Genomic DNA, 24,699 nt, shown 5'->3' with positions numbered 1-24,699 from the left:
GGCATCAGCTCAGCGCTTCTAGGATGCACCCGGCGGGGCCGCAAGGCAGTCCAGGCTCAGGCCACCACCCGCCCCGCGCCGCCCGCCGCCGCCGAGGCGATCATCGCCTCGTACACCGCGACGCCATGCACCGCCTGATCCAGGGGCAGCGGATAGGCCGCGCCGCCCGCCACCGCAGCGGCGAAGGCGGCCAGTTCGGCGCGCTCGATGTCGTGGGGAGGGAAGTCACGCCTGAAGCCTTCGCCTTCACGCGGGCGGAAGGTCATGTGCACGTGGTCCACCAGCTCCACCCAGCCTTCCGAGCCATACAGCGCGATGCGCCAGCAGCGCGGCGCCGCGGCCAGCGTCGCGAAGGTGCCCGTCGCGCCACTGCCGAAGCAGCACAACATGGCGGTGGTGTCGTCGAGGCCGTTGGCCAGCACGCGCGCCGTGCTGTGCACCGACACCTCCGCGATCGGCCCGGCGAGATTGATCATCATGTCGATCATGTGGATGCCCATGCCGCCCATGCCGCCGAGCGGGCTTTCCTTCCGCTCCGCCCGCCACATGCCAGGCTGGTAGGCCAGGGCGGAAGGCCCGCTGAACTGCCCCTCCACATGCATCAGCGTGCCGATCCGGCCATCCGCCAGCATGGACCGGATCTCCGCCACCGCCGGCAGGAAGCGCCGGTTGTGCCCGAGCGCCAGCACCACCCCCGCATCGCGGCAGGCGGCCACGGCGGCCTCCGCGCTGGCCTTGCTCAGCGTGAAGGGCTTTTCGGTGAAGACCGGCTTGCCGGCCCTGGCAGCGGCGATGATCTGCTGCGCGTGCAGCTGGTGCGGCGTGGCCAGCACCACGGCCTCCACATCAGGGTCGGCCAGCACCGCGTCGTAGCTGTCGAGCAGGCGGATCCCCTGCGTCCTCGCCCAGTCGCTCACCTTCTCCGGGCTGCGCGTCTGTCCCGCGGTGAAGCGGATCCCGCTCCCGGGATGGTTCTGCACGCTTTCCACCAGGGTCCGGCCCCAGCGGCCCATGCCGATGATCGCTGCCTTCAGCATCCGTCTTTCCTTCCGGTTCCTCGCGCGGGCTTTCCAGCACCGCTTCAATTCCAGCCTTGCGCCGCATGCCCCAGGCGAACACCAGCAATGCCAGGACACACAGGATGAGGATCGGCCATTTCAGCCCAAAGGCCTCGCCGGATGCGCCCAGCAGCAGCGCACCCAGGGCCGGGCAGGCCCGCGTGATCTGGCCCCACAACGCCAGCACCCGGCCGCGCATCGCCGGCGCCGCTGCCATCTGCGCCAATTGCTGCACCGAGATGCCGTGCAGCGAGGCGCTGGCGCCGATCAGCGCGGCGCAAAGCAGGCCCACCGAGAACCAGTCGGTCGCGATAAAGGCCGCCGTGGCCAGGGCCTGCCACAGCCCCGCCAGAATGGCGAGCCGCGTCGCCCCCTGCACCCGGCCGCGCGCCGCGAGCCACAGCCCTGCCACCAATGCGCCGATGCCGAAGCAGGCGGTGAGCATGGCCAGGGATTCGGCGCCGCGATGGAAATGCCGCTCCACCAGGGGTGGCAGCATCTCCTGCACGCTGCGCAGCAACACCCCGATGATCGCCGCATAGGCCAGCAGCGGGCCAAGGCCGGGATGGCGGATGATGTAGGCGAAGCCTTCCCGGATCTCGCCCAGCAGGCTGGCCGTCGCCGGGTGTCCACGCCGGTGCGCGGCATCGACCTTCAGCAGCGGCATGGTGAGCACCGCGCTGCCATAGGCCAGGGCGTTGCAGGCAATGGCAGGCGCCACGCCGAACCCCGCGATCACCGGCCCCGCCAGGGCCGGGCCGATGAAACGCGCCACGTTGAACATCAGGGAGTTGCAGGCCACCGCCGCCGGCAGGTCGGCGGCGCCGACAATGCCCGACATCAGCGTCTGCCGTGCCGGCTGGGCGAAGCTGGCCGCCGTGCCGGCGAGCAATTCCAGCACCAGCAGGTATTCGATGCGCATATGGCCGGTGGCGATCAGCGTGGCCACCGTGGCGGCCTCGATCCCGATCACGGCCTGGGAAATGGTGGCCAGCCGCAGCCGGTCCACCCGGTCGGCAATGGCCCCGGCGAAGGGGCTGATCACCGCGGCCGGCGCGAGGTCGGCAAAGGCCACAAGCCCGACCCAGAGGGCGCTGTGCGTCAATTCCCAGGTCAGCCAGGCGACCGCGATGCGGTGCATCCACAGCCCGGTCCAGGATGCCAGGCTGGCGGCGAAGAAGATGCGGGCGTTGCGGGTCGCCAGGGCGCGGGTCAGCGCCCCGAATGGCGACCGGAAGGCAGGCAGCTCAGGAGCCCCGCCCGCCTCCCCCCGGCTGTGGCGCGGCGTTGCCCGGCTGCAGGCCGCGCAGGCAGTCCTGCACCATCCGGTCCTGCTCGTAGCGGGCGCCGAGCTGCTCGTTGCGGAGGGAGCTGCCCATGAAGCCGCCCGCGCCGATGCGCGACTCGGCCTCATCCCAGCGCATGGTCTGGCCGCGCTCGCGGAACCGCATGGTGCGCTCCGCATCCTGCCGGCAGGCCGCCGCGGCGGCGTCCTGCTGGGCCGAGTCAGGGCCGCGCGGCGCCGGGGCGGCACAGGCAGAAACCAGCAGCAACAAGGGGAGAAGGCGTTTCATGGGGCGCTCCGGCAGGATCTCGGGCCAGCGCCGAAAGCGGGTGGGCATCGCGCCGGGCCGTTACCCCGCAACCGTTTTCCCCGCCGCGCCGCCGGCGCCGGCGATGCGGTTCGACAATAGACGCTTCATGCCGACTTCGTCGAACCGTGCGCCACCATCCAGGGGCTCGGCTGCGGCCGCGGACAGCAAGGCGGGATGCAACTCGATGCCATCGGCGGCGATGGCGAACAACCCGCTCATCCAGCGCGCCCGGCCAAGCAGTTCCACCAGCGCCAGCAGCCGCAGGCAAAGAGCAAGGCCGGCCAGGCTTTCGAGCCCGACGGCGCGGTCCACCGCCTCCGCCCAGCAGGCGGCATCGGCGTCGGCGAGCACCAGCACAGGCCCATCACGGAACGCCAGGGTACGATGCGGGCCCCAGGCCTCGGCGGCTGCGGCGGCCCGCGCGGCATCCCAGGCGAGGCTCAGGGCCTGTGGGGCGACGGGCGGCAGGGATTCGGGGCGGCAGGGAATGGCGTAGTGCAGCGCGCCCTCGGCCGACACCACGATCCGGATGCCGTCCTGCGCGCCCGCCTGAGAGGGGAACGGCATGACCGCCCAGATGGGGCCGGCCGCCGCCCAATGCCAGGGTTTTCCGCATTGTGTCCGATGAGGGAAGCAGCCCGCCAGGCGGGATGCAGCCGCTCCGGCCGTTCCAGCAGGGCGGCAACCACGCCGTTGGCCTGAAGCGGGCGGATGAGGTGGTGGCGGTGTTCCGCGGCTCAAGAAAAGCCCGGCCGGCGGCATCCTGATGCCAAGATCCTGTTCGCCGGGCAGGCGGCCGGGCTGGTGGTGCTGCCGCTGATGCTGTTCCACCAGATCCAGCTTTTCGCCTGCGCCATCCTGGCGCGTCGCTATACCCAGAAAACGGTCGGGCCGGCGGCCGGGGCTGAGAGCGAGATGCAGCCGGCGGCCTGAGCGAGGTCGCCGGCCCTCCCCTTCAGCCGGCGGTCAGCACCACGCGGCCGCGCACCTGGCCGTCCCGCAGGCGGTTCAGCACGCTGTTCACCGCCGAAGCCGGCTCGGTGGTGACGGGCAGCGGGGAAAGCTTGCCCTGCTGCGCCAGCCCGATCACGTCGCGCAGATCCTGCGGATTGCCGACATAGCTGCCCTGGACGGTCAGCGCCTTGGTGGCCATCAGCGGCAGCGGCAGGTTCAGCTCGCCGCCGAACAGACCGACCTGAATCAGCTTGCCGCCCTTTGTCAGCGCGTCAAAGGCGGAGCGCGCGGTCGAGGTGCCGTTCACCAGGTCGATCACCGCTTCCACGGGACCGCCACAGGCTTCCAGCAGGCGGGCGGTGGTGTTGTCGCCCTCGGCCAGCACCGTGTCGGTGGCACCGGCGGCGCGGGCGCCTTCCAGCTTGGCTTCCGACACGTCCACCACCACGATCCGCTTGTGGCCGAGCGCCTTCAGGATCTCCACCGCGTTCAGCCCGAGGCCGCCGGCGCCGACGATGACGATCGGCTTCTCGGGCGGCAGCGGCATGACCTTCTGGATGGCGGAATAAACCGTGACGCCGGAACAGGCATAGGTCGCCGCCACGGCCGGGTCGATGCCATCGAAGGCAGCCAGATGGCGTGGGCTGCGCGCCAGCACATGGGTGGCGTAACCGCCATGCTGGTAGATGCCGATGGAACGCGGCACCACGGCGCACATGTTGTCCTGCCCGGCCTCGCAGCGCTCGCACTTGCCGCAGCCGAGCCAGGGGAACACCACGCGGTGGTCGCCGACCGCGACGCCCTTGGCATCCGGCCCCAGCTTCACCACGCGGCCCACCACCTCATGCCCCATCGCCAAAGGCAGCACCACACCGCGATCCTTCAGCGACAGCCGGCCACGGCTGCCAAGATCATAGCCACCTTCCCAGATGTGCAGGTCGGAATGGCAGACGCCGCAATGCGTCACTTCCAGCAGCACTTCCTCGCCCTGCGGCTCGGGCGTCGGCAGCTCGATATCCTGCAGCGGCGCCCCGGTCTCAACAACGGCCCAGCCTCGCATGGCGATCCTCCTGTCTTGCTCGTCGGGAGGAGGGGAAACCCAGTCGCCTTCGCGGTCAAGGCTTGACGTCGCGCTTTTTCAGGCCGTTGCCGCGAAGTGGGCCGACGGGGCCGCGGCCCCGCCCCGGCCGTACCACGCGGCCCGGCGGATCACGCGTTGGCAGAGCTGAGGGCCCGCCGGATCTGTGCTTCCGCCTTGGCCAGTTCCTGGGTCGCCTGCCGGCGCGCGGCGCGGCCTTCCTCGGCGATGCGCACGCTGTCCTCCAGGGTGGCCACCAGCGCGGCATTGGCCTGCTGCACGGCGGCGAGGTCGAACACGCCGCGCTCCAGCTCCACCCGCGCCTCGGCGTTGCCCCGCCGCAGCGTCTCGGCATTGGCGGTGAGCAGTTGGTTGGTCAGTTCGGTCGCGGCGCGCACCGCGTCGCTGGCTTCCCGCATGTTCTGGATCGCCAGGGCCTGCGCCAACTGGGTGCGCCAGAGCGGCACGGTGTTGGCCAGCACCGAGTGGATCTTGGCGGCCAGTGCCTTGTCGTTCTCCTGGATCAGCCGCAGACCGGGCAGCGATTGCATCGCCACCTGCCGCGTCAGGCGCAGATCATGCACCCGCCGGTCCAGCTCGTCCCGCGCGGCGCGCAGGTCGCGCAGCTTCTGCGGCGCCAGGTCGTCCTTCGGGTCGGCGGCGGCGCGCTCGGCGGCGGGAATCACCTCCGCATCGGTGCGGGCCAGCACCGCCTCCCCGGCGGCGATGTGCTCGGCCAGGGCATGGAACCATTCCAGCGTGGCGCCATAAAGCCGTTCCAGCCGCTCCACATCCTCCAGCAGCCGGGTGCGGTGGGTGTCGAGCCGGTCGCCGATCACCTCCACCTGCCCCCGCACGCCCTCATAGCGCTGAAGGATCGCGACGGCCTGGGTCTGCCCCCGCCCGGCCAGCCGCGCTAGGCGGCCCATCAGCCCCGGCTTCTCGGAAAGCTGCGTCACGTCGAAGCCGCGCAGGGTGGTGAGCAGGCCGGACAGCGCCTCCCCCGCCTCGCCCGTCGCCTGGTTGCGGGCGGCGCCCAGCATCGCATCGGCGGCGGCGGCGGCACGGTTCTGCGCCTCGGCGCCGAAGCGCAGGATGGTGGACGGATCGCGCAGGTCGATGGCGGCGGCGAGCTCGTCCACCCGCTCCCCCGCCACCGGGATTCCCTGCATCGTGTCGTCGGTGGTGGTGCCGGTGGCGCTCATGCGTAACCCTCCTCGCGCAGGCGGTCGGCCAGGACCTTCACCTGGATCTCCAATGCTTCCTTTTCTTCCCGCCGCAGCCGCTCGCGCAGCGCCTGGCTGCCCCGCGCCATCTCCGCCACCAGGGGCACCAAGCCGTGTGGCGGCTCGGCGCCGAGGCGCAGACGTGACTCGATGCGCTCCAGCCCATCAAGCTGCAGGTTCAGGAAGCGGCGGGCCTCCGGCACGCCATTGGCGGCGCCGCCGGACCGCAGGGACAGGTCCGCCACCAGGTCGCGCAGCGCCACCAGCGCCGGCCCAAGGCGTGGATCGGCCTTCTCCAGCGTGCTGAGGCGCTGGCGGACCGGGGTGAGCGCGTCCGGCGGCGGCGGCGCCTCCTCGGCCGGGAGGGTATCGGTGTAGAGCAGCGTCGTGCCGAACCACGCCATCAGCCCGAACACCGCGGCACCGAGTGGCGCGACGCCCGCCGCCATGGCAGCGGCCAGGCCCGTCGCCACCCCCACCAGGATGGCGCCCTGCCTGACCCTGCCGCGACGCAGCCGCAGCACGCCCAGCCCGATCAGGCCCATCCCCAGCAGCAGCCCCAGGATCGGCTGCTGCTCGCCACCGAACAGCGACAGGAACAACGCCGGCAGCAAGGGCGAGGCCAGCAGCACCAGCAGCGTGCCCCGCAGCTTCCGCAGCCGCAGGGCAAGGCGGCCGAGCAGGTCGCGTTCTGTCATGAGAACAGTTCCACCAGGGCGCGGAACATCGCGATGATCGCCACCAGCCAGACCGAGGCGCCGAGCAGCGCGAAGCCACCCAGGCGCCGCAGCGCGTCCGGCACGGGATTGGCGCCGGCACGTGGGGCCGGCGCGGAGGAAAGCGGGTCCATGCCCCTCAGATTGCCCCGCCGGCCTTGCCAATCAAGCAGCGCCAACGGGACACTTCAGGCGGTTTTTCCGCCTTCTCAGCTGCCGATGACGCCACCGCCGCGACGGGTGATGGCGATGATCGACGGGCGCGGCGGCATGCCGTCCCGGAAGTCCGGCCAGCGGGTCGAGGGATTCTCGAAGGAGCTGCCCTTGTCGTCGCCCGGGTGCTGGATGGCCAGGAACATGGTCTGGTCGTCGGGCGTCAGGCAGGGCCCGCACACCTCCGCCCCCGTCGGCGCCTGGTAGAACAGCCGGGTCAGGGCACGTCCCTCCCCCTCGGTGTCGGCGGCATACAGGCCATCCGCCACCTTCGAGGTGCCGGGGGCGCCGTCGGTGGAGATCCAGACACGGCCCTTGGCGTCGAAGGTGCAGTTGTCGGGGCAGGACAGCCAGCCCTCGGCGCTGGTGTTCTGGTGGTATTGCGCCCCGGCATCGACGCCCGGGCGGCCGGCAACCAGGAAGATCTCCCACCGCCCCTCGGTCGCCGCATGGTCCACCTTGTCCGTCCCTGCGCCGGGCGGGATCATCTCAATCACATGGCCATGCGCGTTGGCGGCGCGCGGGTTGATGCGGTCCACCTGCTCGGGCTTGCGGCGAGTGTTGTTGGTCAGCATCGCATAGACGCGGCCATTCACCGGGTTGGGCTGCACGTCTTCCGGCCGGTCCATCGGCGTCGCCTTCAGCAGGTCGGCGGCGCGGCGGGTCTCGATCAGCACATCGGCCTGGCTGTTGAAGCCGTTGGCAGCGGTCAGCGGGCCCTGGCCATGCACCAGCGGCAGCCAGTTCATGGTGCCGTCCTCGTTGAACCGGGCGACGTAGAGCGTGCCCTCATCCAGCAGGTCGCGGTTGGCGGCCGGGTCATCCGGGTTCCAGGCGCGGGCGGTGACGAATTTGTAGACATAGTCGAAGCGCTCGTCGTCGCCGGAATAGAAGGCTACGCGGCCATCGGCGGAGATGGCATGGGTGCAGCCTTCATGCTTGACGCGGCCGAGCGCGGTGCGCTTCACCGGCACGCTGTCCGGGTCATAGGGATCGAACTCGACGATCCAGCCGAAGCGGTTCGGCTCGTTCGGCTCCTTGTCGAGGTTGAAGCGATCTTCGTGCTGCGGCCAGGAATAGCTGGCCTTCTCGACGATGCCGTAGCGCTTGTACATCGCCGCCTGCCCGCCGGTCCTGGCCGCGGCGCCGCCGAAATACTGGTTGAAGTTCTCTTCCGCCGTCAGCACCGTGCCCCAGGGGGTGTTGCCGCCGGCGCAATTGTTCAGCGTGCCGAGGACGCGCGTTCCGGTCGGATCAGCGCTGGTCTTCATCCGGTCATGCCCCGCCGCGGGGCCGGACACGCGCATCGGCGTGAAGGCGGTGATGCGGCGGTTCAGGCGGCCGCCGCGCACCGGCGCCCAGCGCCCGTTCTCCCGCCGGATCTCCACCACCGAAAGGCCATGCGCCGCCATCTCGATCGCCGCCTGCTCGCGGGAGGAGCGCAGGCGGGCCGTTTCGTCATCGCCCATGCCCGGGAACATCAGCTGGGTGTCGGCATATTCGTGGTTCACCGCCAGCAGGCCATGCTCGGCATTGCGGCTGCCGCGCGGCAGCGGAAAGAAATCCACGTAGTCATTGTTGTAGCCGAACTGCGCCGCCTGCGCCTCGGCGGTCTGGTTGAGCGGGTCGAAGGCGGGCGCGTCCGGCAGCACCGCATCGCCCCAGCGGATCACCGTCTGGACCTCGTAGCCTTCGGGCACCGCGTCGCGGGGCCCCATCTGGTGGGGGATCTCGCGGAAGCCGAGGCTGGAGGAACCGTTGCCCTGTGCCAGGGCACGGCCACCGGAGGCCAGCAGTTGGTCCGACAGCGTCGCCACCGCCGCGACGCCGAACAGGCCGCCCAGCGCGGCGCGGCGCGACAGGCGGCGCTGCACCAGTTCGCCGATGGTGTCACGCGGGCTGGGGTTGCTGCCGATATCCTCGATCTCGACGGGCGGGGCTGGATGACGGGGCGGATTGGTGTCGGGCATGGGCGCGGCGTTTTCCGTTCATGCGGCAGGGTGATGCAGGGGCATCACGGAAAGCCCGCAAGGAAGCCGCCGCGGGCTGCGCGCCGATGACGATTCGATGACCGTTTGATGATGACCGTCCCCCCAGTGCCGGTCATGGCCTGGACGACCTGTCCCGCAGGGCGAAAAAGCGGGCCGTGTCCCGGGCGGCGCCCGCGATATGCGCCTCCAGCACGGCCACGGCCTTGTCCACCTCCCGCTTACGGGCCGCCTCCAGCATGGCGCGGTGCTCGTTCTGGCCCATCCGGCCCGGTCCCTGCGCCGCCAGGTGGAAGCGGAGATAGCGGTCGAAGGCGGTGAGCTGTTGCACCACCAGCGCCATCAGCCGCCGGTGCCGCGTGCCGGCGTAAAGGGCGCAATGGAACTGGCGGTTCAGATGCCCCATGCGCCCGGCATCGGCCTCCGCATCCATTTCGGCGATCAGGCTTTCGGCGCGGTCGAGATCGGCCTGCTTCAAACAAGGAATGGACAGGCGGAATGCGGCCGGCTCCAGCGCCAGGCGGATGGCATAGATGTCGGCCGCATCGTCCGCAGTGATCGCCGCCACCACGGCGCCCCGGTGCGGCATGGTTTCCACCAGCGCCTGCGCTTCCAGCCGTGCCAGGGCTTCGCGCACCGGCATGCGGCTGACACCCAGATGGCGGGCCAGTTCCTCCTGGCCCAGCTTCGTGCCGGCGCGCAGCCGGCCTTCGAGGATGGCCGATTTCAGCACCGCCTCGGCGAATTCAACGGCGGTCTGCCAGCGGCGCGGCGGCAGAAGCGTCAGGGCGGAGAGTGTCTCGTCATCCTGCGCGGCTTCCATTCCATGGATCCCTTCCATCCCGGAATTGATTGGATCCAAGATTACAGCCACCATGGCGCTGGTGCCATCGCTTTCATGGAAGCCCATTCCCATGACCTTCCCCGCTGCGACGTCTTCCGGATTGCGGCAGCCTGGCCTGGTGCAGCCGATCGTGGCCGGGATGCTGGCGGCGGTGGTGGGCTTCGCTTCCACCTTCGCGGTGGTGCTGCACGGCTTTTCCAGCATGGGTGCCACGCCCGGACAGGCGGCCTCCGGCCTGACGGCGCTGTGCCTGGCTCAGGGCCTGTTGAGCGTGGGGCTCAGCCTCAGGCGGCGGATGCCGATCGTGCTGGCCTGGTCCACGCCGGGATCGGCGCTGCTTGCGTCCACCGGAATGCCAGAAGGCGGCTTCGCGGTGGCGACGGGGGCCTTCCTGGTGGCGGGCCTGCTGATCCTTCTCGCTGGCCTCTGGAGGCCCTTTGGCCGCGCGGTTTCCGCCATTCCGCCGGTGTTGGCCAACGCCATGCTGGCGGGCGTTCTGCTGGAGATCTGCCTGGCCCCGATGCGCGCGGTGGGCGTCATGCCGGCGCTGGCCCTTCCGGTGGTGCTGGCATGGGCGGTGACCTGGCGCTTCGCGCGGCTTTACGCGGTGCCGGCGGCGGTGGCCGTGGCGGCGCTGCTGATCCTGCTGGCGACGCCCCTGCCTGCGCTGGGCGATGTGGCGCCGCATCTGGAATGGGTGCTGCCCCAGGCCGAGATCGGTGCCGCCATCGGCATTGGCCTGCCGCTGTTCCTGGTCACCATGGCGTCGCAGAACGTGCCGGGCCTGGCGGTGCTGCACAGCCAGGGCTACCGCCCGCAGCCGGGGCCGATCTTCGCCGTGACCGGCGCCGCCTCGGCCCTGATCGCGCCGCTGGGCGCGCATTCGGTCAACCTGGCCGCCATCACCGCCGCGCTCTGCGCCGGGCCGGACGCGCATCCCGAAACAGGACGGCGGTGGGTGGCGGCCGTGAGCGCCGGGCTGACCTATGTGCTCCTTGGGCTGGGTACCGCCTTCGCGGCGGCCTTCATCGCCGCCTCCCCGCCGCTGCTGATCACCGCCGTCGCCGGGCTGGCGCTGCTGGGCAGCCTGGGGAGTGCCCTGATGGCCGCCATGGCGAATGAGCGCGACCGGCTGGCCGCCACCCTCACCTTCGCCACCACGGCGTCGGGGCTGGCGCTGTTCGGGATCGGCGCAGCGTTCTGGGGATTGCTGGCGGGCAGCGGATTGATGCTGCTGGACCGGCTGCGGAGAAGCTGAGGGGAAAGGCGGATGGGCGACCTACGGGACTCGAACCCGTGACATCCACGACCACAACGTGGCGCTCTACCAACTGAGCTAAGGCCGCCATACCAGTGCCGCGCGCCATTCGGCGGCGCGGAGCCGGGAAATAAGCCGCGCGTGGCCGCTCGTCAACAGGCAGCGAGGGGCTACAGGATGATCTCGCCCGCCAGCAGCGCCAGCAGCACAACCACCACGAAAAGCAGCAGGAAGATGCCGAACAGGATCTTGGCGATCCGGCCCATCGTGGCGGACACGCCAGTGAAGCCGAGCGCGCCGGCCACCACCGAGATCACCAGAAAGATCACCGCCCATTTCAACATAACCGTTCTCCGCCTCGCCTCGCGCCGGGACTCGCGGCCCTTGGCCGGCCTGTCGCATCCAGTGACGGGGCCAACGCTCCGGACGCGGCCGAGTTCCCGCTCGCGCCGGGTTTATTGCGGGCGGTTCTCCACCATGGCCATCAGGGCTTCCAGCCGGTCCGCCTCGGCCGCGGGCTTGTCCGGCCGCAGGCGGCTGATGCGGGGGAAGCGCATGGCCACGCCGGATTTGTGGCGGCTGGAAAGCTGCGCGGCGTCGAACACCACCTCCAGCACCAGTTCCTTTTCCACCTCCCGCACCGGTCCGAAGCGGGACAGGGTGTGGTTGCGGATCCAGCGATCGAGCCAGACCAGTTCCTGGTCCGTGTATCCGGAATAGGCCTTGCCGACCGGCACCAATTCCTCGCCGCCCGCACCGTCAGGGCGCCACAGCCCGAAGGTGTAGTCGCTGTAGGTGCTGGACCGCTTGCCGTGGCCGCGCTGGGCATACATCAGCACCGCATCGACGCTGAGCGGCGCCCGCTTCCATTTCCACCACAGCCCCTTGGGCCGGCCGGCGATATAGGGCGCGTCGCCGCGCTTCAGCATCAGCCCCTCGATGCCGGCGGCGCGGGCGCCATCCCGCAGGGCGGCCAGTTGTTCCATGGATGCGAAGGCGACCTGCGGCGACAAATCCATCCGCGCCGGCTTCACGCAGGCGAACCAAGCTTCCAGACGCTCCCGCCGTGTGTCGAAAGGCAGCGGGCGCAGATCCTCCCCAGCCTCGAACAACAGATCGTAAAGGCGGAGACCGGCGGGATGATCCCTCAGCATCTTCGGCCCGACCACCTTGCGGTTCAGGCGCTGCTGCAGGTCGGCAAAGGGCGCCACCTCACCGTCACGGATCACCAGCAGCTCGCCATCGACCACGGCATGGAAGTCGAGTGCCTCCAGGATCTCCGGGAAGGCGCCCGACAGGTCCTCCCCGGTGCGGGTCCAGAGGCGCCGGCCGCCCGGCCCCGCCGAAGCCTGCACCCGCACGCCGTCCCACTTCCATTCGGCGCGGAAGGCGGTGTGGTCCAGCGCCGCGATGTCCGGCGCCTCCAGCGGCTGCGCCAGCATGGGGGAGCGGAACACTGGCGCGTCGCGCGGGTCCGGGCGTTCCGCCCTGCCCTCCAGCCAGGCGAACAGCGGCAGGTAGGGCGGTGGGACGCCGTGCCAGACTTCCTCGATCTCCTCCACCGGATGGCCGGACCAGTCGGCCAGGGCCTGCCGCGCCAGCCGGCCGGACGCGCCGACGCGCAGGCCCCCGGTCACCAGCTTGATCAGGGCCAGCCTCCCGCCCGGGTCGAGCAGGTCCAGCCATTCGGCCAGCATGGCGGGGATCTCGGCCTTGGCGGCCAGCTCCAGCGCCTCGACGACCTCGGACAATTCGGGTGGCGGGCGGTTCGGGCGGTGCGTGGGCTCCGGCCAGATCAGCGCCACCGTTTCGGCCAGGTCGCCCACATAGTCATGGCTCCAGGCCAGCAGCACCGGATCGGTCCGGCTCGCCACCAGTTCCCGCACCAGGGCGGGCTTGGCGGCGGTGAAGGAGAGTTCACCGCTGATGGCCGCCAGAGCCACGCCGCGGTCTGGGTCGCGCTCCGTGGCGAAGAAGCGCTTCAGCAAGGCCAGCTTGGCGTTGCGACCGGGGGTGAAGACCAGCCGCTCCAGCAATTCGGCGAAAGCGGGCAGGCTCATGCCGCGGCCTCCTCCTCCGCGAGGAGCGGGTCGCCGCCCTCATCCTCCTCGCGGCCGATCAGGTGCAGGGCGCGGCCGCGCACGCCACGCGCCGCCAGGGCGTGAATCAGCGCCTCCTCCCGTCCATGCGTGACCCAGACCTCGGGCGCCTCCACCTCGGCGCAGGTGGCCAGCAGGTCGTCCCAGTCGGCATGGTCGCTAATCACCAGCGGCAGCTCGACACCCCGCGCCTTGGCGCGCTGCCGCACCCGCATCCAGCCCGAGGCCAGCGCCGTCACCGGGTCCGTGAGGCGCCGGGCCCAGGGATTGGCCTCGGCCGAGGGAGGCGCCAGCACGATCTCGCCGGCCAGCACTGTTTCGCCACGCTTCTGGGGGCATGGCACCGGCCGCAACTCGCCAAGCGCGATGCCGTGGCTCTCGTAGAGGCGGCACATCGCCGCCTGCGCCCCGTGCAGATAGAGCGGCCGGTCCCAGCCGGCCTCCCGCAGCCCGGCGATCAGCCGCTGGCACTTGCCAAGGGCGTAGCACCCGACCAGGTGCGCCCGCTGCGGAAACAGCGCGACGCTTTCCAGCAGGCGCTGCACCTCGTGCCGGAGCGGCGGATGGCGGAACACCGGCAGTGCGAAGGTCGCCTCGGTCACGAACACGTCGCAGGGCACCGGCTCGAATGGCGCGCAGGTCGGGTCGGGCTGGCGCTTGTAGTCGCCGGAGACCACCAGCCGGCTGCCCTGCCATTCCAGCACCACCTGCGCCGAGCCCAGCACATGCCCGGCCGGAACCAGCGTGACGCGGACGCCGTTCTGCACCAGGGTCTGGTGGTAGGGCAGTGCCTGTTGCTGCCGGCCGGCCCGGCCTTCCCCCAGCCGCGCGGTCATGATGGCCAGGGTTTCCGGCGTCGCCAGAACGGCATCGTGGTCGGGCCGGGCATGGTCCGAATGGCCGTGGCTGATGATGGCGCGCGGGACTGGCCGGGCGGGGTCGATGTGGAAGCCGCCAGGCTCGCAATACAGCCCCTCGGGCGTGATGCGGGTCCAGCTTTCGGGATGCGGCGCGGCCATGGCCGTTCAATGCATGACGCGGCGATTGGCTGCGCCGCGCCGCCAGAATGGCCTAGCGGTCGCGCAGGATCTGCGCTGGCTGGCCCGGGCGCGGGCAGAAAGCCTGGCGGAAGGCGGCTTCCGTGGCAGGCCAGCGACCGGCCGACAGGTCGCCCTCGTAATCCGCGTCATGGTTCCAGTAGTTGGTGTAGAGGACATTGGGATGGGCGGCGATCCAATCCCGCACCAGCTTGATGAAGGGGCCGGCATTGTCGCTCTGCACGCCCCATTCGGAATAGGCGGTCGGCTTGCCCTTGGCCTTCGCCAGATCCTCCAGCCAGCGCAGGCCGACACGGTCGTCGCGGATCTTCTCGAAGGCCCGCACCGGGTCACGGCCGAGATATTCCGGCTTCCAGTAAAAATCCATGCCCAGGATGTCGACGTAATTGTCGCCCGGATAGGCCTTCATCACATCCATGCGCTGGCCGTAATTGACGTTCCATTCAAAGCGGAACTTGTCGGACACGGAGCGGAAGGAATCGACGATATGGCGGAAGGTCCTGACGAAGTCCTCCTCCTTGCCCGACGCCGACCAGGGGAACCAGTTGCCGTTCATCTCCCAGCCCAGGCGAACCCGGATGGTGCCATCGGGAAAGGGCTTGGTCTTGGCCAGGGCACGCGCCGCCGAGACGTAGTACCGGTTGTACTTCCCGGTGGCGGCCTCCTTCAGGGAGGATTGCCTGGGGATCATCGCCACCGACCACAGGGTCGGCTTGTCCAGCATCTTGAACTGGTCGATGAACCATTGCGGCCAGCCGATGCCCTCCCAGCTGGCCTGGTCCGTGAACACCATCAGGAAGTCCACGGGGCAGCCGAGCCACTTCTCGAACCGGTCCACCAGCTTCGGGTCATTGGCGGCATAGGTGCTGAGCGGCGTGGCCGAGGCGGGGGCGGCCAGCAGCGGCAAGGTGGCCAGCGCGGCGGCCAGCATGCCCAGCCGGCGAGAGCGGAAAGGCCGCCGGGCGATGGGCGCCACGGGCTGGGCCTGGGCGGGCTTGGCTGCGTCACGCATCTGGGTCTGGCCTTTCCTGCTGCGGGGCGACCCCGCGGAGGTAGGGGATGGCACCCCATGATGTCAGCCACCGGATGCGGCGAAAGCACTGGCCTGACGCGGACGTGACGGCCATGCCCACGCCGCCGCTTCCGGCTGCCGGGCAGGATCGCAGGAAGCCGGCGGGCGTTAGAGCCAGTCCGGCGCCGGCATCCGGCGGTAAGCATCGCGCAGCGCCGCCGACCAGGCTTCCCGCAGGTGGCGGAAATACGGATCATCCTCGGTGACGCGCCTTTGCTGGCGGACGCGCAGGGCCCCGGTCTCATAGACCAGCAGGTCCAGCGGCAGGCCGACCGTCAGGTTGGAGCGCAGCGTGCTGTCCATGCTGACCAGCACCAGCTTCACCCCATCCTCCAGCGGCGTCGCGCGGGTCACGGCGCGGTCCAGGATCGGCTTGCCGTATTTGTGCTCGCCGATCTGCAGAAAGGGCGTCTCGGGTGTCGCCTCGATGAAATTGCCGGCCGAGTAGATCAGATACAGCTTCACCGGCCCGCCGGCGATCTGCCCGCCCAGCAAGAGGGACACGGAGAAGCGCACATCCTGCTTCTCCATCATCGCCCCGTCCGCCTCATAGACCGCGCGCACCGCGGCCCCCACAAGCTGGGCGGCGCGGAACATGCTGCCGATGGTGGACAGGGTATGCGTCTCGCCCTCCAGCGCGACGCCTTCCTGCAGCCGGTTCCAGACTGCCTGGGTGATGGCTAGGTTGCCCGCCGCCATCAGGCAGAGCATGCGCTCCCCCGGCACGGCGGCGGTGTACATCTTGGAATAAACCGAGATGTGGTCGATGCCCGCATTGGTGCGGGTGTCGGCCAGCATCACCAGCCCCTGCTCCAGCCACAAGCCGACGCAATAGGTCATGCCGGCGCGTCCTCCTGATCCGGCGCGCGAGCATGAACCCGGCATGATCGCGCGTCAGGCGTTCTTGCCGTTCAGATAGCGCGCCGCGATCTCCTGGCCCAGGGTGATATTCTCGTCGATGATGCCGGTGAGGAAGCCGTGCAGCCCGCCATCGAGGATGCTGTCGAGCCGGCCGAAGCGGAGCTTGGCATGCAGGGCGCCGGCCAGGCGCTGGCATTCCCCCGGATTGCCGCCATTGGCGTTGGCGATGGTCTGGAGCGTCCGCTCGACACGGGCATAGCAGGACAGCAGCGACCGGGGCAGCTCGGTGCGCATCAGCAGCAGTTCCGCCACCCGCCTCGGGTCCAGCCGGGCGTGATAAACATGCTGATAGGCCCGCAGCGCGCCCACCGAGCGGAGCACGGCCTGCCAATGGGCGTAGCACGCCGCATCCGCCGACACGTCGGGCGCGAAGGCGCCATGCCGGGAATCCAGCAGCCTCGCCGTGTTGTCCGCCCGCTCCAGGATGGTTCCGAGCTGGGTGAAGCGCCAGGCATCGTCGCGCAGCATGGTGTCGGCGGCGGCGCCGTTGAACAGCAGCGTGCGTGACTTCACCCAGTCGAGGAAACCGGGAAGCCTGTCTCCCTTGATGGCGCCGGAATCCAGGCGGCGGAATTCGAGCCAGGTGTCGTTGATCGCCTCCCACATGTCCACGGTCAGCGCCGTCCGGACGGAGCGGGCGTTGCGCCGCGCGGATTCCACGCTTGCGGCGATGCCGGAAGGATTGGCCGGATCCAGTGTCAGCCAGTGGATGGCGGCCTCATGCGCCGCGGCTTCGTGGCGCTCGCGAAAGCCGTGCTCGCATCCGGCAGCGACCATCAAGGCCCGCCATTCGCGTTCCGCCCCATCGGCCGGTTCCGCCAGAAGCGCCATGCGCAGCGTGGCGCCAAGGCCGCGGGCGACGTTGCCGGCGCGTTCGGAATAACGGCCGAGCCAGAACAGGCTGTCGGCGGTGCGGGACAGCATCAGCGGAATCCCCGCCCGGGATCATTGGCCGCATCCGGAAGGGGTGGCAGGGGCGGCATGCTTTGCGTCATGCCGTCCATGGTTTGCGCCAGGCCCCGCGGCCCCGCGGATTGCGCCTGGCCCGGCTTCGGCGGGTCATCCAGCACCCAGGTGTCCTTGGTGCCGCCGCCTTGGCTGGAATTGACCACCAGGGAACCCTCGCGCAGCGCCACCCGGGTCAGCCCCCCCGGCACCATGCGGATGCTGCGGCCGAACAGGATGAAGGGGCGCAGGTCCACATGGCGCGACGCCACCTTACCTTCGCACAAGGTGGGCACGGTCGAGAGCGCCAGGGTCGGCTGCGCGATGTAGTCGCCCGGGCGGGCGCGGATGCGGTCAGCGAACTCGGCCCGCTGCTCCTCCGTCGCATGCGGCCCCACCAGCATGCCATAGCCGCCGGAGCCGCGCGCCAGCTTCACCACCAGCTTGTCGAGATTGGCCAGAACATGCTCCCGATCCGCCTCGCGCTCACACATGAAGGTGGGCACGTTCTGCAGGATCGGCTCCTCCTTCAGGTAGAAGCGCACCATCTCCGGCACAAAGGGATAAACCGCCTTGTCGTCGGCGATGCCCGCCCCGGGCGCGTTGGCGAGCGCCACATTGCCGGCGCGGTAGGCCTCCATCAGCCCGGCGACGCCAAGCGCGCTGTCGGGCCGGAACGCCTCCGGGTCCAGGTACTCATCGTCGATGCGGCGGTAGATCACGTCCACCCGCCGGGGCCCGGCCGTGGTGCGCATGTACACCACCTTGTCGCGGACAAAGAGATCGGCGCCTTCCACCAGTTCGACGCCCATCTCGTCGGCCAGGAAGGAATGCTCGTAATAGGCGCTGTTGTAGGGGCCGGGAGTCAGCACCACCACGCAGGGCTCCCCCTGGCAGCTGGACGGGGCGATGCTTTTCAGGGTTTCCAGCAATTCCTCGGGGTAATGGGACACGGGCGCGATCCGGTGGCGCGTGAAGGCCTCGGGGAACAGCCGCAGCATCGCTTCCCGGTTCTCCAGCATGTAGGACACGCCGGAGGGGGTGCGGCAATTATCCTCCAGCACATAGAACTGGTCGGGGCCTGTGCGCACTAGGTCGATGCCGGAGATCACGGTGTAGACGCCCCCGGGCGGGGTGAAGCCCACCATCTGCGGCAAATAGCCCTCGTTCCGCAGCACCAGATCGGCCGGGATGCGGCCCGCCTTGATGATCTCCTGCGGGCCATAAACGTCGGCCAGGAACGCGTTGAGCGCCCGCACCCGCTGTTCCAGTCCCTGGCTGAGCCTTTCCCATTCCATGCGCGACAGGATGCGGGGAATGACGTCGAAGGGGATCAGCCGCTCCGGGTCGCCGCCCTCGGTATAGACGGCGAAGGTGACGCCGATGCGGCGGAACAGCACCTCCGCCTCCCGGCGCTTCTGCTCCAGGGCGGCCTGCCCGCCTGCCTCCAGGAACCGGGCTATCTCCAGATAGGGAGGGCGGATGCCGCCATCGGCATGCATCTCATCGAAGGCGGGAGCAGGGCGATCAGCCACGTTTCTTCCGGCGTCCTCAGGGGTTGCGCAGCGCAGTGCCATCCCTCCCTTCGGCGTCCCGCATGCGGGGGACGCCCATGGCGGCGGTGACATGGAAGTTGAACGCGCCAGAGTGGCTCCGCGCAAGCGGAGTTCACGCAACATTATGCCCCGTCGGCGTGGCGGAAGCCGCGCCATGCCCAAGCCGGCGCCAGAACTGACCATCCCTTCGGCGTTTCGCGCCGCTTTCCCGCCTTGCGGGCGCGCCGGGCGGGCCCAACTCCGCCGCAGCAGGAACGCCGCAACAGCCGGGGAACACCATGCTCCGACGCCCTCTGATTGCCTCCGCCTTGTTGACCGCGCTGCCGTTGCGGCCATTCGCCGGGTCCAGGGCGGCGAGCGGAAGCCCGGCGGTCGATGTGGCGCTGGTGCTGGCGGTGGATGCCTCGGGCAGCATCGGGCCGGAGGAGTTCCGCCTGCAGCGCGAGGGCTGCGCCGAGGCGGTGACGCATCCCGCGGTGCTGGCGGCCATCGCCGGCGGCCTGCTGGGTGGCGTCGCCATCGCCATGGTGGAATGGGGCGCGCCCGGCGGCGCCGAAACCGTGGTGCCGTGGCAATTGGTGCGCGATGCCGCCGGGGCCGAGGCCCTGGCAGGGCGGTTCCGCGACGCCCCCCGCTCCCCCCAGAGCTGGAACGCCATCGGCGATGCGCTGGACCATGCCGCCGTGCTGATCGGCGCCTGCCCCTTTGAGGCCACGCGGGCGGTGATCGACCTTTCGGGCGATGCGCCGGACATGCGAGGCAATCGCCCGGCTGCCCACGCACGCGATGACGCCGTGGCGGGCGGCATCACCATCAATGCCCTGGCCATCGAGCGCGAGGGAGGCGGCCTTGCCCGCCGTTACGAGGCGGAGGTGATCGGTGGCCCCGGTGCCTTCGTGATGACCGCCGCCGGGCGGGACGACTTCGCCCGCGCCTTGCGGGCCAAGCTGGTGCGGGAGATCGCCGCCGGACCACCGGAGGCCGCGCCCGCGGCTTAAGACCCGGTTTCCATAGATCAAGCCTGGCCTCCCCCGGGTGGAATTTTGTTCCACCCGCGCCGGGCGCGTGGTAGCCCCGCTGGATGACGTCCGCGATCTGCAGGATGGCGGCTTCCCGCCGTCCAAGCCCCGCGGCGTTCCACTGCCAAGAGGCAAGGAGCGCCTTCCCGCCTCGCCCGAGAGGCCTAACCGCCCCCCGCAGAAGCCGCCCGACAGGGTGGAAGGGGCTTTTCCTGGGTGCCGCACTGCTGGCGGCGCCTTTGCTGCATGGAACGCCGGCTGAAGCCAGCCCCCGTTCCGCCTGCCTGGACGCGGTTCGCGCGGCCGAGGCGAAGTATGACCTGCCTGACGGGTTGCTGGTGGCCTTGGCCCTGGCAGAGTCCGGGCTGCACGCCCATGCCATCAGTGTGGGGGGCCGCGCCTTTTATCCCGATTCCCGCGCTGAAGCCCGGACCTTGCTTGCCCGGTCCTCGGCCAGGGGATCGGTCATGGCCGGTTGTGTCCAGGTGAACACCAAGGTGCATGCCAGCAATGGCAGCGACTGGCCGCTGGACCCCCGGCGCGCCGCGGACTGGGCCGCGCGCTACCTGCGCCAGCATTACGACAGCTCGGGCAACTGGGCCGCCGCCATCCGCCGCTGGAACGGGGCGGGGCCCAAGGACAACAAGCTGGTCTGCCGCGTGCAGGCCAAGCTGCAGGTCACGAGCCCCAACAGCACCGCGCTCGGCCGGCCGAATTGCGGCGGCAGCCACATGGCCCGGATGCGCCGCGACGGCCAGGCCCTGCTGGAACTGGCGGAAGCGCCGGAATGAGCCCCCTGGACTGATTTGCCCCGGGAGCGGCCGGACCGGATGCCGGCCGCCCCTTCAATCAGCTTTGCAGCCAGAACTTCACCGCCGAGGCGGCGGCGATCACCCACACCGCGCCGCCCACCTGCCCTGCCCGGCCCGCCACCACCTTCACCAGCGCATAGGCGATGAAGCCCAGGCCGATGCCGGTGGCGATGGAGAAGGTGAAGGGCATGGCCAGGGCGGTGACGATGGCCGGCATGTATTCCGTCGCATCCTCCCACTCGATGTCGCGCAGGCTCTGCGCCATCAGGCAGGCCACCAGCACCAGGGCCGGCGCCGTGGCGAAGGCCGGGATGGAGGTCGCGAGCGGTGCCAGGAACAGCGTCAGCAGGAACAGGGCCGCCACCGTCAGTGCCGTCAGCCCCGTGCGGCCGCCCGCCTGCACCCCCGCCGCGCTTTCGATGTAGGACACGGTGGTGGAGGTGCCGAGGGCGGCGCCGATCATGGCCCCTCCCGAATCCGCCATCAGCGCCCGCCCGAGCCGCGGCACCGAGCCATCCTTCCGCATCAGCCCCGCGCGGTGCGTGGTCGCGATCAGCGTGCCGGCATTGTCCAGCAGGTCGACGATGAAGAAGGTGAAGACGATGCCGAGCAGCCCGAGCCCGATGGCGCCGGCCAGATCCATCTGCAGGAAGGTCGGCTCCAGCGAGGGCGGCATGGAGAAGACGCCGTTGAACTGCGTCAGCCCGAAGGGCAGCCCGAGCAGCGCCGTCACCAGGATACCGATGACAATGCCGCCCGTGATGCCGCGCGCCACCAGCCCGGCCGTCAGCACGAAGCCGATGCAGGACAACAAGGTCGCCGTTTCCTTGAGCGAGCCCAGCGACACCAGCGTGGCCGGGTTGTCCGCCACCAGCCCCATGCCGCGCAGCCCGATCAGCCCGAGGAAGAAGCCGATGCCGGCGGCGATGCCGAGCTTCAGCGAAATGGGGATGGAGTTGATCAGCCATTCGCGGAAGCCGGAGATCGACACGGCGAAGAAGATCATGCCGGACAGGAACACGGCGCCCAGCGCCACCTGCCAGGGCACGCCCATGCCGCCCACCACGGCGAAGGCGAAATAGGCGTTCAGCCCCATGCCCGGCGCCAGCGCCACGGGATAGTTGGCCAGCAGGCCCATCAGCGCGGAGCCGATCGCGGCGGCGAGGCAGGTGGCGACGAAGGCCGCGCCGTGGTCAATGCCCGCGCTTGCCATCATGCCTGGATTGACCACCACGATGTAGGCCATGGTGAGAAAGGTGGCGAGGCCTGCGAGCATTTCCCGGCGCGGATTGGTGCCGCGCTCGGTGAGGCCAAAAAAACGATCCAAAGCGGCGTCTCCCGCGGTTGCTGTGCTGCAACAAGAGTAGGGGCGGCGTGGCTGTTCCAGCAATCGGCATCAGGTTGCCGCCTGCCCTCCCGTGGCCCGGCGTATGAAGGCCAAGAAATGAAGGCAGGCGAAGCCGAGTGCCTGGCGTGCTCTGGATGCGAAACCGGACATGCATGGCGGCACGCGCCGCGCAGGCAAGCGAATGGTGATCGGTGCCCATGCGCGCCGGCCGCGCACGCTGCCGGCGGCGATGGACCGCGCGCTGGTGGGCCATCCCGAAAGCTGGATGCCGGTGGGGATGGTGCTGCTGGACATCCTCGGGACATGCGCGGAGATAGGAGATAAGCGTGGCGCACCTGCTCGGCGGGCGGGTTCGGGACGCCGCTCCCCTTTCCTTCTCCCTCGCCGACCCCGATTTCGCCGCCGACCTGGAACGGATGAAAGCCATGGTCGCGGCCGGCAACCGCCTGTTCAAGGCGAAGACCGGCGTGCAGCCGCATGCCGACGACATGGCGCATCCGGAAGCCATCCGAGACGGCTTCGGAAACGGCATCGGTCTTGGCCTGGACTACATGGAGCCGTTCCGCGCCAGGACAGTGCTGCGCGACGTGGACCGTTTCCGGCCCACCTTCATCGAGCAGCCGGCAGCTGATCGCGGCGACGCCCAGCATCTCGCTCGGCTGCGAGTTCCACCTGCCGCACCATGTGCTGACCGGGAATGTGCCGGAAGGACGGATCGCCCATCGCGGCGGCGTCATGGTGGTGCCGGATGCGCGCGGCACCTGTTCGCCGTCGGGCAACGAAAAAGGCCGGGGAGGTTTCCCTCCCCGGCCGGCATCCGATCGCGCCGCGATCAGACGGAGTAGTACATCTCGAACTCGACCGGGTGCGGGGTGTGCTCGAAGCGATACACGTCCTGCCACTTCAGCTCGATATAGGACTCGATCTGGTCCTTCGAGAACACGTCGCCCGCGAGCAGGAACTCGTGGTCGGCGGCCAGGGCTTCCAGCGCCTCGCGCAGCGAGCCGCACACCGTCGGGATGCCCTTCAGCTCCTCGGGCGGCAGGTCATACAGATCCTTGTCCATGGCTTCGCCCGGATGGATCTTGTTCTTGATGCCGTCGAGGCCGGCCATCAGCATCGCCGAGAAGGCCAGGTAGGGGTTCGCCGTCGGGTCCGGGAAGCGCACCTCGACGCGCTTGGCCTTCGGGCTCGTCGCATAGGGGATGCGGCAGGAGGCCGAGCGGTTGCGGGCGGAATAAGCCAGCAGCACCGGCGCCTCGAAGCCCGGGATCAGGCGCTTGTAGGAGTTGGTGGACGGGTTGGTGAAGGCGTTCAGCGCCTTGGCGTGCTTGATGATGCCGCCGATGTAGTAAAGCGCTTCGTTCGACAGGTCGGCATAGCCGTTGCCCGCGAAGACCGGCTTGCCGTTCTTCCAGATCGACTGGTGGACATGCATGCCCGAGCCATTGTCGCCATAGATCGGCTTCGGCATGAAGGTGGCGGTCTTGCCGTAGCTGTGCGCGACGTTGTGGATCACATACTTGTAGATCTGCATGTGGTCGGCGTGCTGCACCAGCGGGCCGAACTTGGTGCCCAGCTCGTGCTGCGACTGCGCCACCTCATGGTGGTGCTTCTCGCCGGCCACGCCCATCTCGATCATGGTGGACAGCATCTCGGCGCGCAGGTCGACCTCGCTGTCGACCGGGTTCACCGGGAAGTAGCCGCCCTTCACCAGCGGGCGGTGGCCCATGTTGCCCTCGGGGAAGTCCTTCAGGCTGGCGCCCGGGCCCTCGATGCTGTCGAGCTGGTAGATGCCGTAATTGCCGCCCGTGCCGAACTTCACGTTGTCGAAGATGAAGAACTCGGCCTCGGCGCCGAACAGCGCGGCATCGCCGATGCCGGTGGAGGCGACATAGGCCTCGGCCTTCTTGGCGGTGGAGCGCGGGTCGCGGCTATAGGCCTGGCCGGTCGAGGGCTCGATGATGTCGCAGAACAGGATCAGCTGCGGCTTCGCGGCGAACGGGTCCATGCAGGCGGACGCAGCGTCCGGCAACAGGATCATGTCGGACTCGTTGATGGCCTTCCAGCCGCCGATCGAGGAACCGTCGAACATGATGCCGTCGGTGAACATGTCCTCCTCCATGGTGGAGACGTGCTGGGCCGTGTGGTGCCACTTGCCCTTCGGGTCCGTGAACCGGAAGTCCACGTACTCGACGCTGTTCTCCTTGATCATCTCCATGACCTTGGAAACCGCGTTGGACGCTGCGGCTGCGGGCTTCTTCGCCATCGTGTGTGGTCCTGTTCCCTAACAACACTTAATCCATGTCACGGCGCCGGTTTTCCCCGGCGCCATGGCGGCTGCGAAACGGCGAAGCTGACGCCATTCCTGGGGCCGCGCCCATGCGCGCCGTGCACCTTGTGCCGGCGACGGCGGCGGAAACCTCAGGCTGCGATCAGACCGCGTCCTCGCCCCGCTCCCCGGTGCGGATGCGGATCACTTCCTGCACGTCGGAAACGAAGATCTTGCCATCGCCAATGCGCCCGGTGCGGGCGGCGGCCTGGATGGCCTCGATGGCGCGTTCGGCCAGATCGTCGGCGCAGACCACCTCGATCTTCACCTTGGGCAGGAAGTCGACGACATATTCGGCGCCGCGGTACAACTCGGTATGGCCTTTCTGCCGGCCAAATCCCTTGGCCTCGACCACGGTCAGGCCTTGCAGCCCGATCTCGTGCAGGGCGTCCTTCACCTCGTCGAGCTTGAAGGGCTTGATGATCGCCTCGATCTTCTTCATCGGCTCCATTCACGGTCCCCATCCCGTCGCGGCGCCGCCGCCAAGAGATGCGTTCCGTCCTTCCTTCCCCCCAGGTCCTCCGCTCCGAATTCCGCCCGGCTATGGCCGTCCGGGGCTTGGAGCGGCTCGGTTGCTGTGTCGCATGGGGCAGCCGGGCGCGGCAAT

Annotated in this window: 24 protein-coding genes, 1 tRNA gene and 1 pseudogene; 5 read left to right on the top strand and 21 right to left on the bottom strand. The window is 69.6% G+C overall.

Features of this window, described 5'->3' with window-relative positions:
- Window positions 1-56: 56 nt before the first annotated feature.
- The 4 genes and pseudogenes from F0Q34_RS05095 to F0Q34_RS05085 all read right to left on the bottom strand — a co-directional run bounded on the left by F0Q34_RS05095 (window position 57) and on the right by F0Q34_RS05085 (window position 3,220).
- Entirely contained in the window at window positions 57-1,013 is a 957-nt protein-coding gene (locus tag F0Q34_RS05095; protein WP_241665349.1) for a Gfo/Idh/MocA family protein, read from the bottom strand.
- 91 nt (window positions 1,014-1,104) lie between these two features.
- Window positions 1,105-2,241 (bottom strand): annotated as a pseudogene (locus tag F0Q34_RS05090) (MFS transporter); the annotation flags it as partial.
- Between the two features lie 64 nt (window positions 2,242-2,305).
- A complete protein-coding gene (locus F0Q34_RS22280) occupies window positions 2,306-2,632 on the bottom strand; it encodes a hypothetical protein (protein WP_241665323.1) in 327 nt (108 codons plus the stop codon).
- A gap of 60 nt (window positions 2,633-2,692) precedes the next feature.
- Window positions 2,693-3,220 (bottom strand): hypothetical protein, encoded by a 528-nt coding sequence (locus F0Q34_RS05085; RefSeq protein ID WP_149810995.1) that lies wholly within the window; start codon window positions 3,218-3,220, stop codon window positions 2,693-2,695.
- A gap of 144 nt (window positions 3,221-3,364) precedes the next feature.
- Here F0Q34_RS05085 and F0Q34_RS05080 point away from each other — a divergent pair, with 144 nt between their 5' ends.
- The gene (locus tag F0Q34_RS05080) at window positions 3,365-3,586 is read left to right on the top strand and encodes a bile acid:sodium symporter (RefSeq protein WP_241665322.1); all 222 of its coding nucleotides are present in this window, start codon (window positions 3,365-3,367) and stop codon (window positions 3,584-3,586) included.
- A 22-nt stretch (window positions 3,587-3,608) separates the two neighbouring features.
- Here F0Q34_RS05080 and F0Q34_RS05075 read toward each other — a convergent pair whose 3' ends face one another.
- The 6 genes from F0Q34_RS05075 to F0Q34_RS05055 all read right to left on the bottom strand — a co-directional run bounded on the left by F0Q34_RS05075 (window position 3,609) and on the right by F0Q34_RS05055 (window position 9,651).
- A complete protein-coding gene (locus F0Q34_RS05075) occupies window positions 3,609-4,667 on the bottom strand; it encodes an alcohol dehydrogenase (RefSeq protein WP_149810994.1) in 1,059 nt (352 codons plus the stop codon).
- 149 nt (window positions 4,668-4,816) lie between these two features.
- On the bottom strand, window positions 4,817-5,890 hold the full coding sequence (locus F0Q34_RS05070) for a toxic anion resistance protein (RefSeq protein WP_241665321.1): 1,074 nt from the start codon (window positions 5,888-5,890) through the stop codon (window positions 4,817-4,819).
- Window positions 5,887-6,609 carry a hypothetical protein gene (locus F0Q34_RS05065; protein WP_149810993.1) on the bottom strand — a complete coding sequence of 241 codons (723 nt, stop codon included), beginning with the start codon at window positions 6,607-6,609 and terminating at the stop codon, window positions 5,887-5,889. The genes F0Q34_RS05070 and F0Q34_RS05065 overlap by 4 nt, the downstream gene beginning before the upstream one ends.
- Window positions 6,606-6,761 (bottom strand): hypothetical protein, encoded by a 156-nt coding sequence (locus F0Q34_RS21735; protein WP_161600777.1) that lies wholly within the window; start codon window positions 6,759-6,761, stop codon window positions 6,606-6,608. The genes F0Q34_RS05065 and F0Q34_RS21735 overlap by 4 nt, the downstream gene beginning before the upstream one ends.
- Before the next feature lie 75 nt (window positions 6,762-6,836).
- Window positions 6,837-8,810: a PhoX family protein gene (locus F0Q34_RS05060; RefSeq protein ID WP_149810992.1), complete on the bottom strand. Its 1,974-nt coding sequence runs from the start codon at window positions 8,808-8,810 to the stop codon at window positions 6,837-6,839.
- A gap of 133 nt (window positions 8,811-8,943) precedes the next feature.
- Complete coding sequence (locus F0Q34_RS05055; RefSeq protein WP_149810991.1) at window positions 8,944-9,651, bottom strand: GntR family transcriptional regulator; 708 nt, start codon at window positions 9,649-9,651, stop codon at window positions 8,944-8,946.
- A gap of 91 nt (window positions 9,652-9,742) precedes the next feature.
- Between F0Q34_RS05055 and F0Q34_RS05050 the strand changes: the two genes are divergently transcribed.
- Window positions 9,743-10,930 carry a benzoate/H(+) symporter BenE family transporter gene (locus F0Q34_RS05050; RefSeq protein ID WP_149810990.1) on the top strand — a complete coding sequence of 396 codons (1,188 nt, stop codon included), beginning with the start codon at window positions 9,743-9,745 and terminating at the stop codon, window positions 10,928-10,930.
- 15 nt (window positions 10,931-10,945) lie between these two features.
- Here the strand turns inward: F0Q34_RS05050 and F0Q34_RS05045 are convergent.
- From F0Q34_RS05045 to F0Q34_RS05010, 8 genes are all read right to left on the bottom strand, one after another.
- A tRNA-His gene (locus tag F0Q34_RS05045) sits at window positions 10,946-11,018 on the bottom strand.
- An 82-nt stretch (window positions 11,019-11,100) separates the two neighbouring features.
- Window positions 11,101-11,274 carry a DUF1328 domain-containing protein gene (locus F0Q34_RS05040; protein WP_149810989.1) on the bottom strand — a complete coding sequence of 58 codons (174 nt, stop codon included), beginning with the start codon at window positions 11,272-11,274 and terminating at the stop codon, window positions 11,101-11,103.
- 111 nt (window positions 11,275-11,385) lie between these two features.
- The gene (locus F0Q34_RS05035; RefSeq protein WP_174241977.1) at window positions 11,386-12,990 is read right to left on the bottom strand and encodes a cisplatin damage response ATP-dependent DNA ligase; all 1,605 of its coding nucleotides are present in this window, start codon (window positions 12,988-12,990) and stop codon (window positions 11,386-11,388) included.
- Window positions 12,987-14,048 carry a ligase-associated DNA damage response exonuclease gene (locus F0Q34_RS05030; protein ID WP_149810988.1) on the bottom strand — a complete coding sequence of 354 codons (1,062 nt, stop codon included), beginning with the start codon at window positions 14,046-14,048 and terminating at the stop codon, window positions 12,987-12,989. The genes F0Q34_RS05035 and F0Q34_RS05030 overlap by 4 nt, the downstream gene beginning before the upstream one ends.
- 52 nt (window positions 14,049-14,100) lie before the next feature.
- The gene (locus F0Q34_RS05025; protein WP_149810987.1) at window positions 14,101-15,099 is read right to left on the bottom strand and encodes a glycoside hydrolase family 26 protein; all 999 of its coding nucleotides are present in this window, start codon (window positions 15,097-15,099) and stop codon (window positions 14,101-14,103) included.
- A gap of 168 nt (window positions 15,100-15,267) precedes the next feature.
- The gene (locus F0Q34_RS05020) at window positions 15,268-15,999 is read right to left on the bottom strand and encodes a proteasome-type protease (RefSeq protein ID WP_149810986.1); all 732 of its coding nucleotides are present in this window, start codon (window positions 15,997-15,999) and stop codon (window positions 15,268-15,270) included.
- 54 nt (window positions 16,000-16,053) lie between these two features.
- Window positions 16,054-17,004, bottom strand: a complete 951-nt coding sequence (locus tag F0Q34_RS05015; protein WP_149810985.1) for an alpha-E domain-containing protein — start codon at window positions 17,002-17,004, stop codon at window positions 16,054-16,056.
- Window positions 17,004-18,560: a circularly permuted type 2 ATP-grasp protein gene (locus F0Q34_RS05010; protein ID WP_456316230.1), complete on the bottom strand. Its 1,557-nt coding sequence runs from the start codon at window positions 18,558-18,560 to the stop codon at window positions 17,004-17,006. The genes F0Q34_RS05015 and F0Q34_RS05010 overlap by 1 nt, the downstream gene beginning before the upstream one ends.
- A gap of 299 nt (window positions 18,561-18,859) precedes the next feature.
- Between F0Q34_RS05010 and F0Q34_RS05005 the strand changes: the two genes are divergently transcribed.
- Together F0Q34_RS05005 and F0Q34_RS05000 are read left to right on the top strand one after the other, a co-directional pair.
- Window positions 18,860-19,579 carry a DUF1194 domain-containing protein gene (locus F0Q34_RS05005; RefSeq protein WP_149810984.1) on the top strand — a complete coding sequence of 240 codons (720 nt, stop codon included), beginning with the start codon at window positions 18,860-18,862 and terminating at the stop codon, window positions 19,577-19,579.
- A gap of 83 nt (window positions 19,580-19,662) precedes the next feature.
- Window positions 19,663-20,391 carry a transglycosylase SLT domain-containing protein gene (locus F0Q34_RS05000; protein WP_306419377.1) on the top strand — a complete coding sequence of 243 codons (729 nt, stop codon included), beginning with the start codon at window positions 19,663-19,665 and terminating at the stop codon, window positions 20,389-20,391.
- Between the two features lie 58 nt (window positions 20,392-20,449).
- Here the strand turns inward: F0Q34_RS05000 and F0Q34_RS04995 are convergent, their stop codons facing one another.
- Complete coding sequence (locus F0Q34_RS04995; RefSeq protein ID WP_206667950.1) at window positions 20,450-21,739, bottom strand: NCS2 family permease; 1,290 nt, start codon at window positions 21,737-21,739, stop codon at window positions 20,450-20,452.
- Between the two features lie 347 nt (window positions 21,740-22,086).
- Here F0Q34_RS04995 and F0Q34_RS04990 point away from each other — a divergent pair, with 347 nt between their 5' ends.
- The gene (locus F0Q34_RS04990) at window positions 22,087-22,605 is read left to right on the top strand and encodes an enolase C-terminal domain-like protein (protein ID WP_241665320.1); all 519 of its coding nucleotides are present in this window, start codon (window positions 22,087-22,089) and stop codon (window positions 22,603-22,605) included.
- On the opposite strand, the gene glnA is transcribed toward F0Q34_RS04990, so the two are convergent.
- A complete protein-coding gene (glnA, locus tag F0Q34_RS04985) occupies window positions 22,593-24,029 on the bottom strand; it encodes a type I glutamate--ammonia ligase (RefSeq protein ID WP_149810983.1) in 1,437 nt (478 codons plus the stop codon). The two genes, F0Q34_RS04990 and glnA, sit on opposite strands and share 13 nt — an antisense overlap.
- A gap of 166 nt (window positions 24,030-24,195) precedes the next feature.
- A complete protein-coding gene (locus tag F0Q34_RS04980) occupies window positions 24,196-24,534 on the bottom strand; it encodes a P-II family nitrogen regulator (RefSeq protein ID WP_120007455.1) in 339 nt (112 codons plus the stop codon).
- Window positions 24,535-24,699 lie beyond the last annotated feature (165 nt).

The sequence above is a fragment of the Teichococcus oryzae genome (assembly GCF_008386565.1).
Classification (GTDB): domain Bacteria; phylum Pseudomonadota; class Alphaproteobacteria; order Acetobacterales; family Acetobacteraceae; genus Pseudoroseomonas; species Pseudoroseomonas oryzae.
The sequence above is the reverse complement of the archived record's forward strand: the minus strand, read 5'-3'. Positions and strand labels throughout refer to the sequence as shown.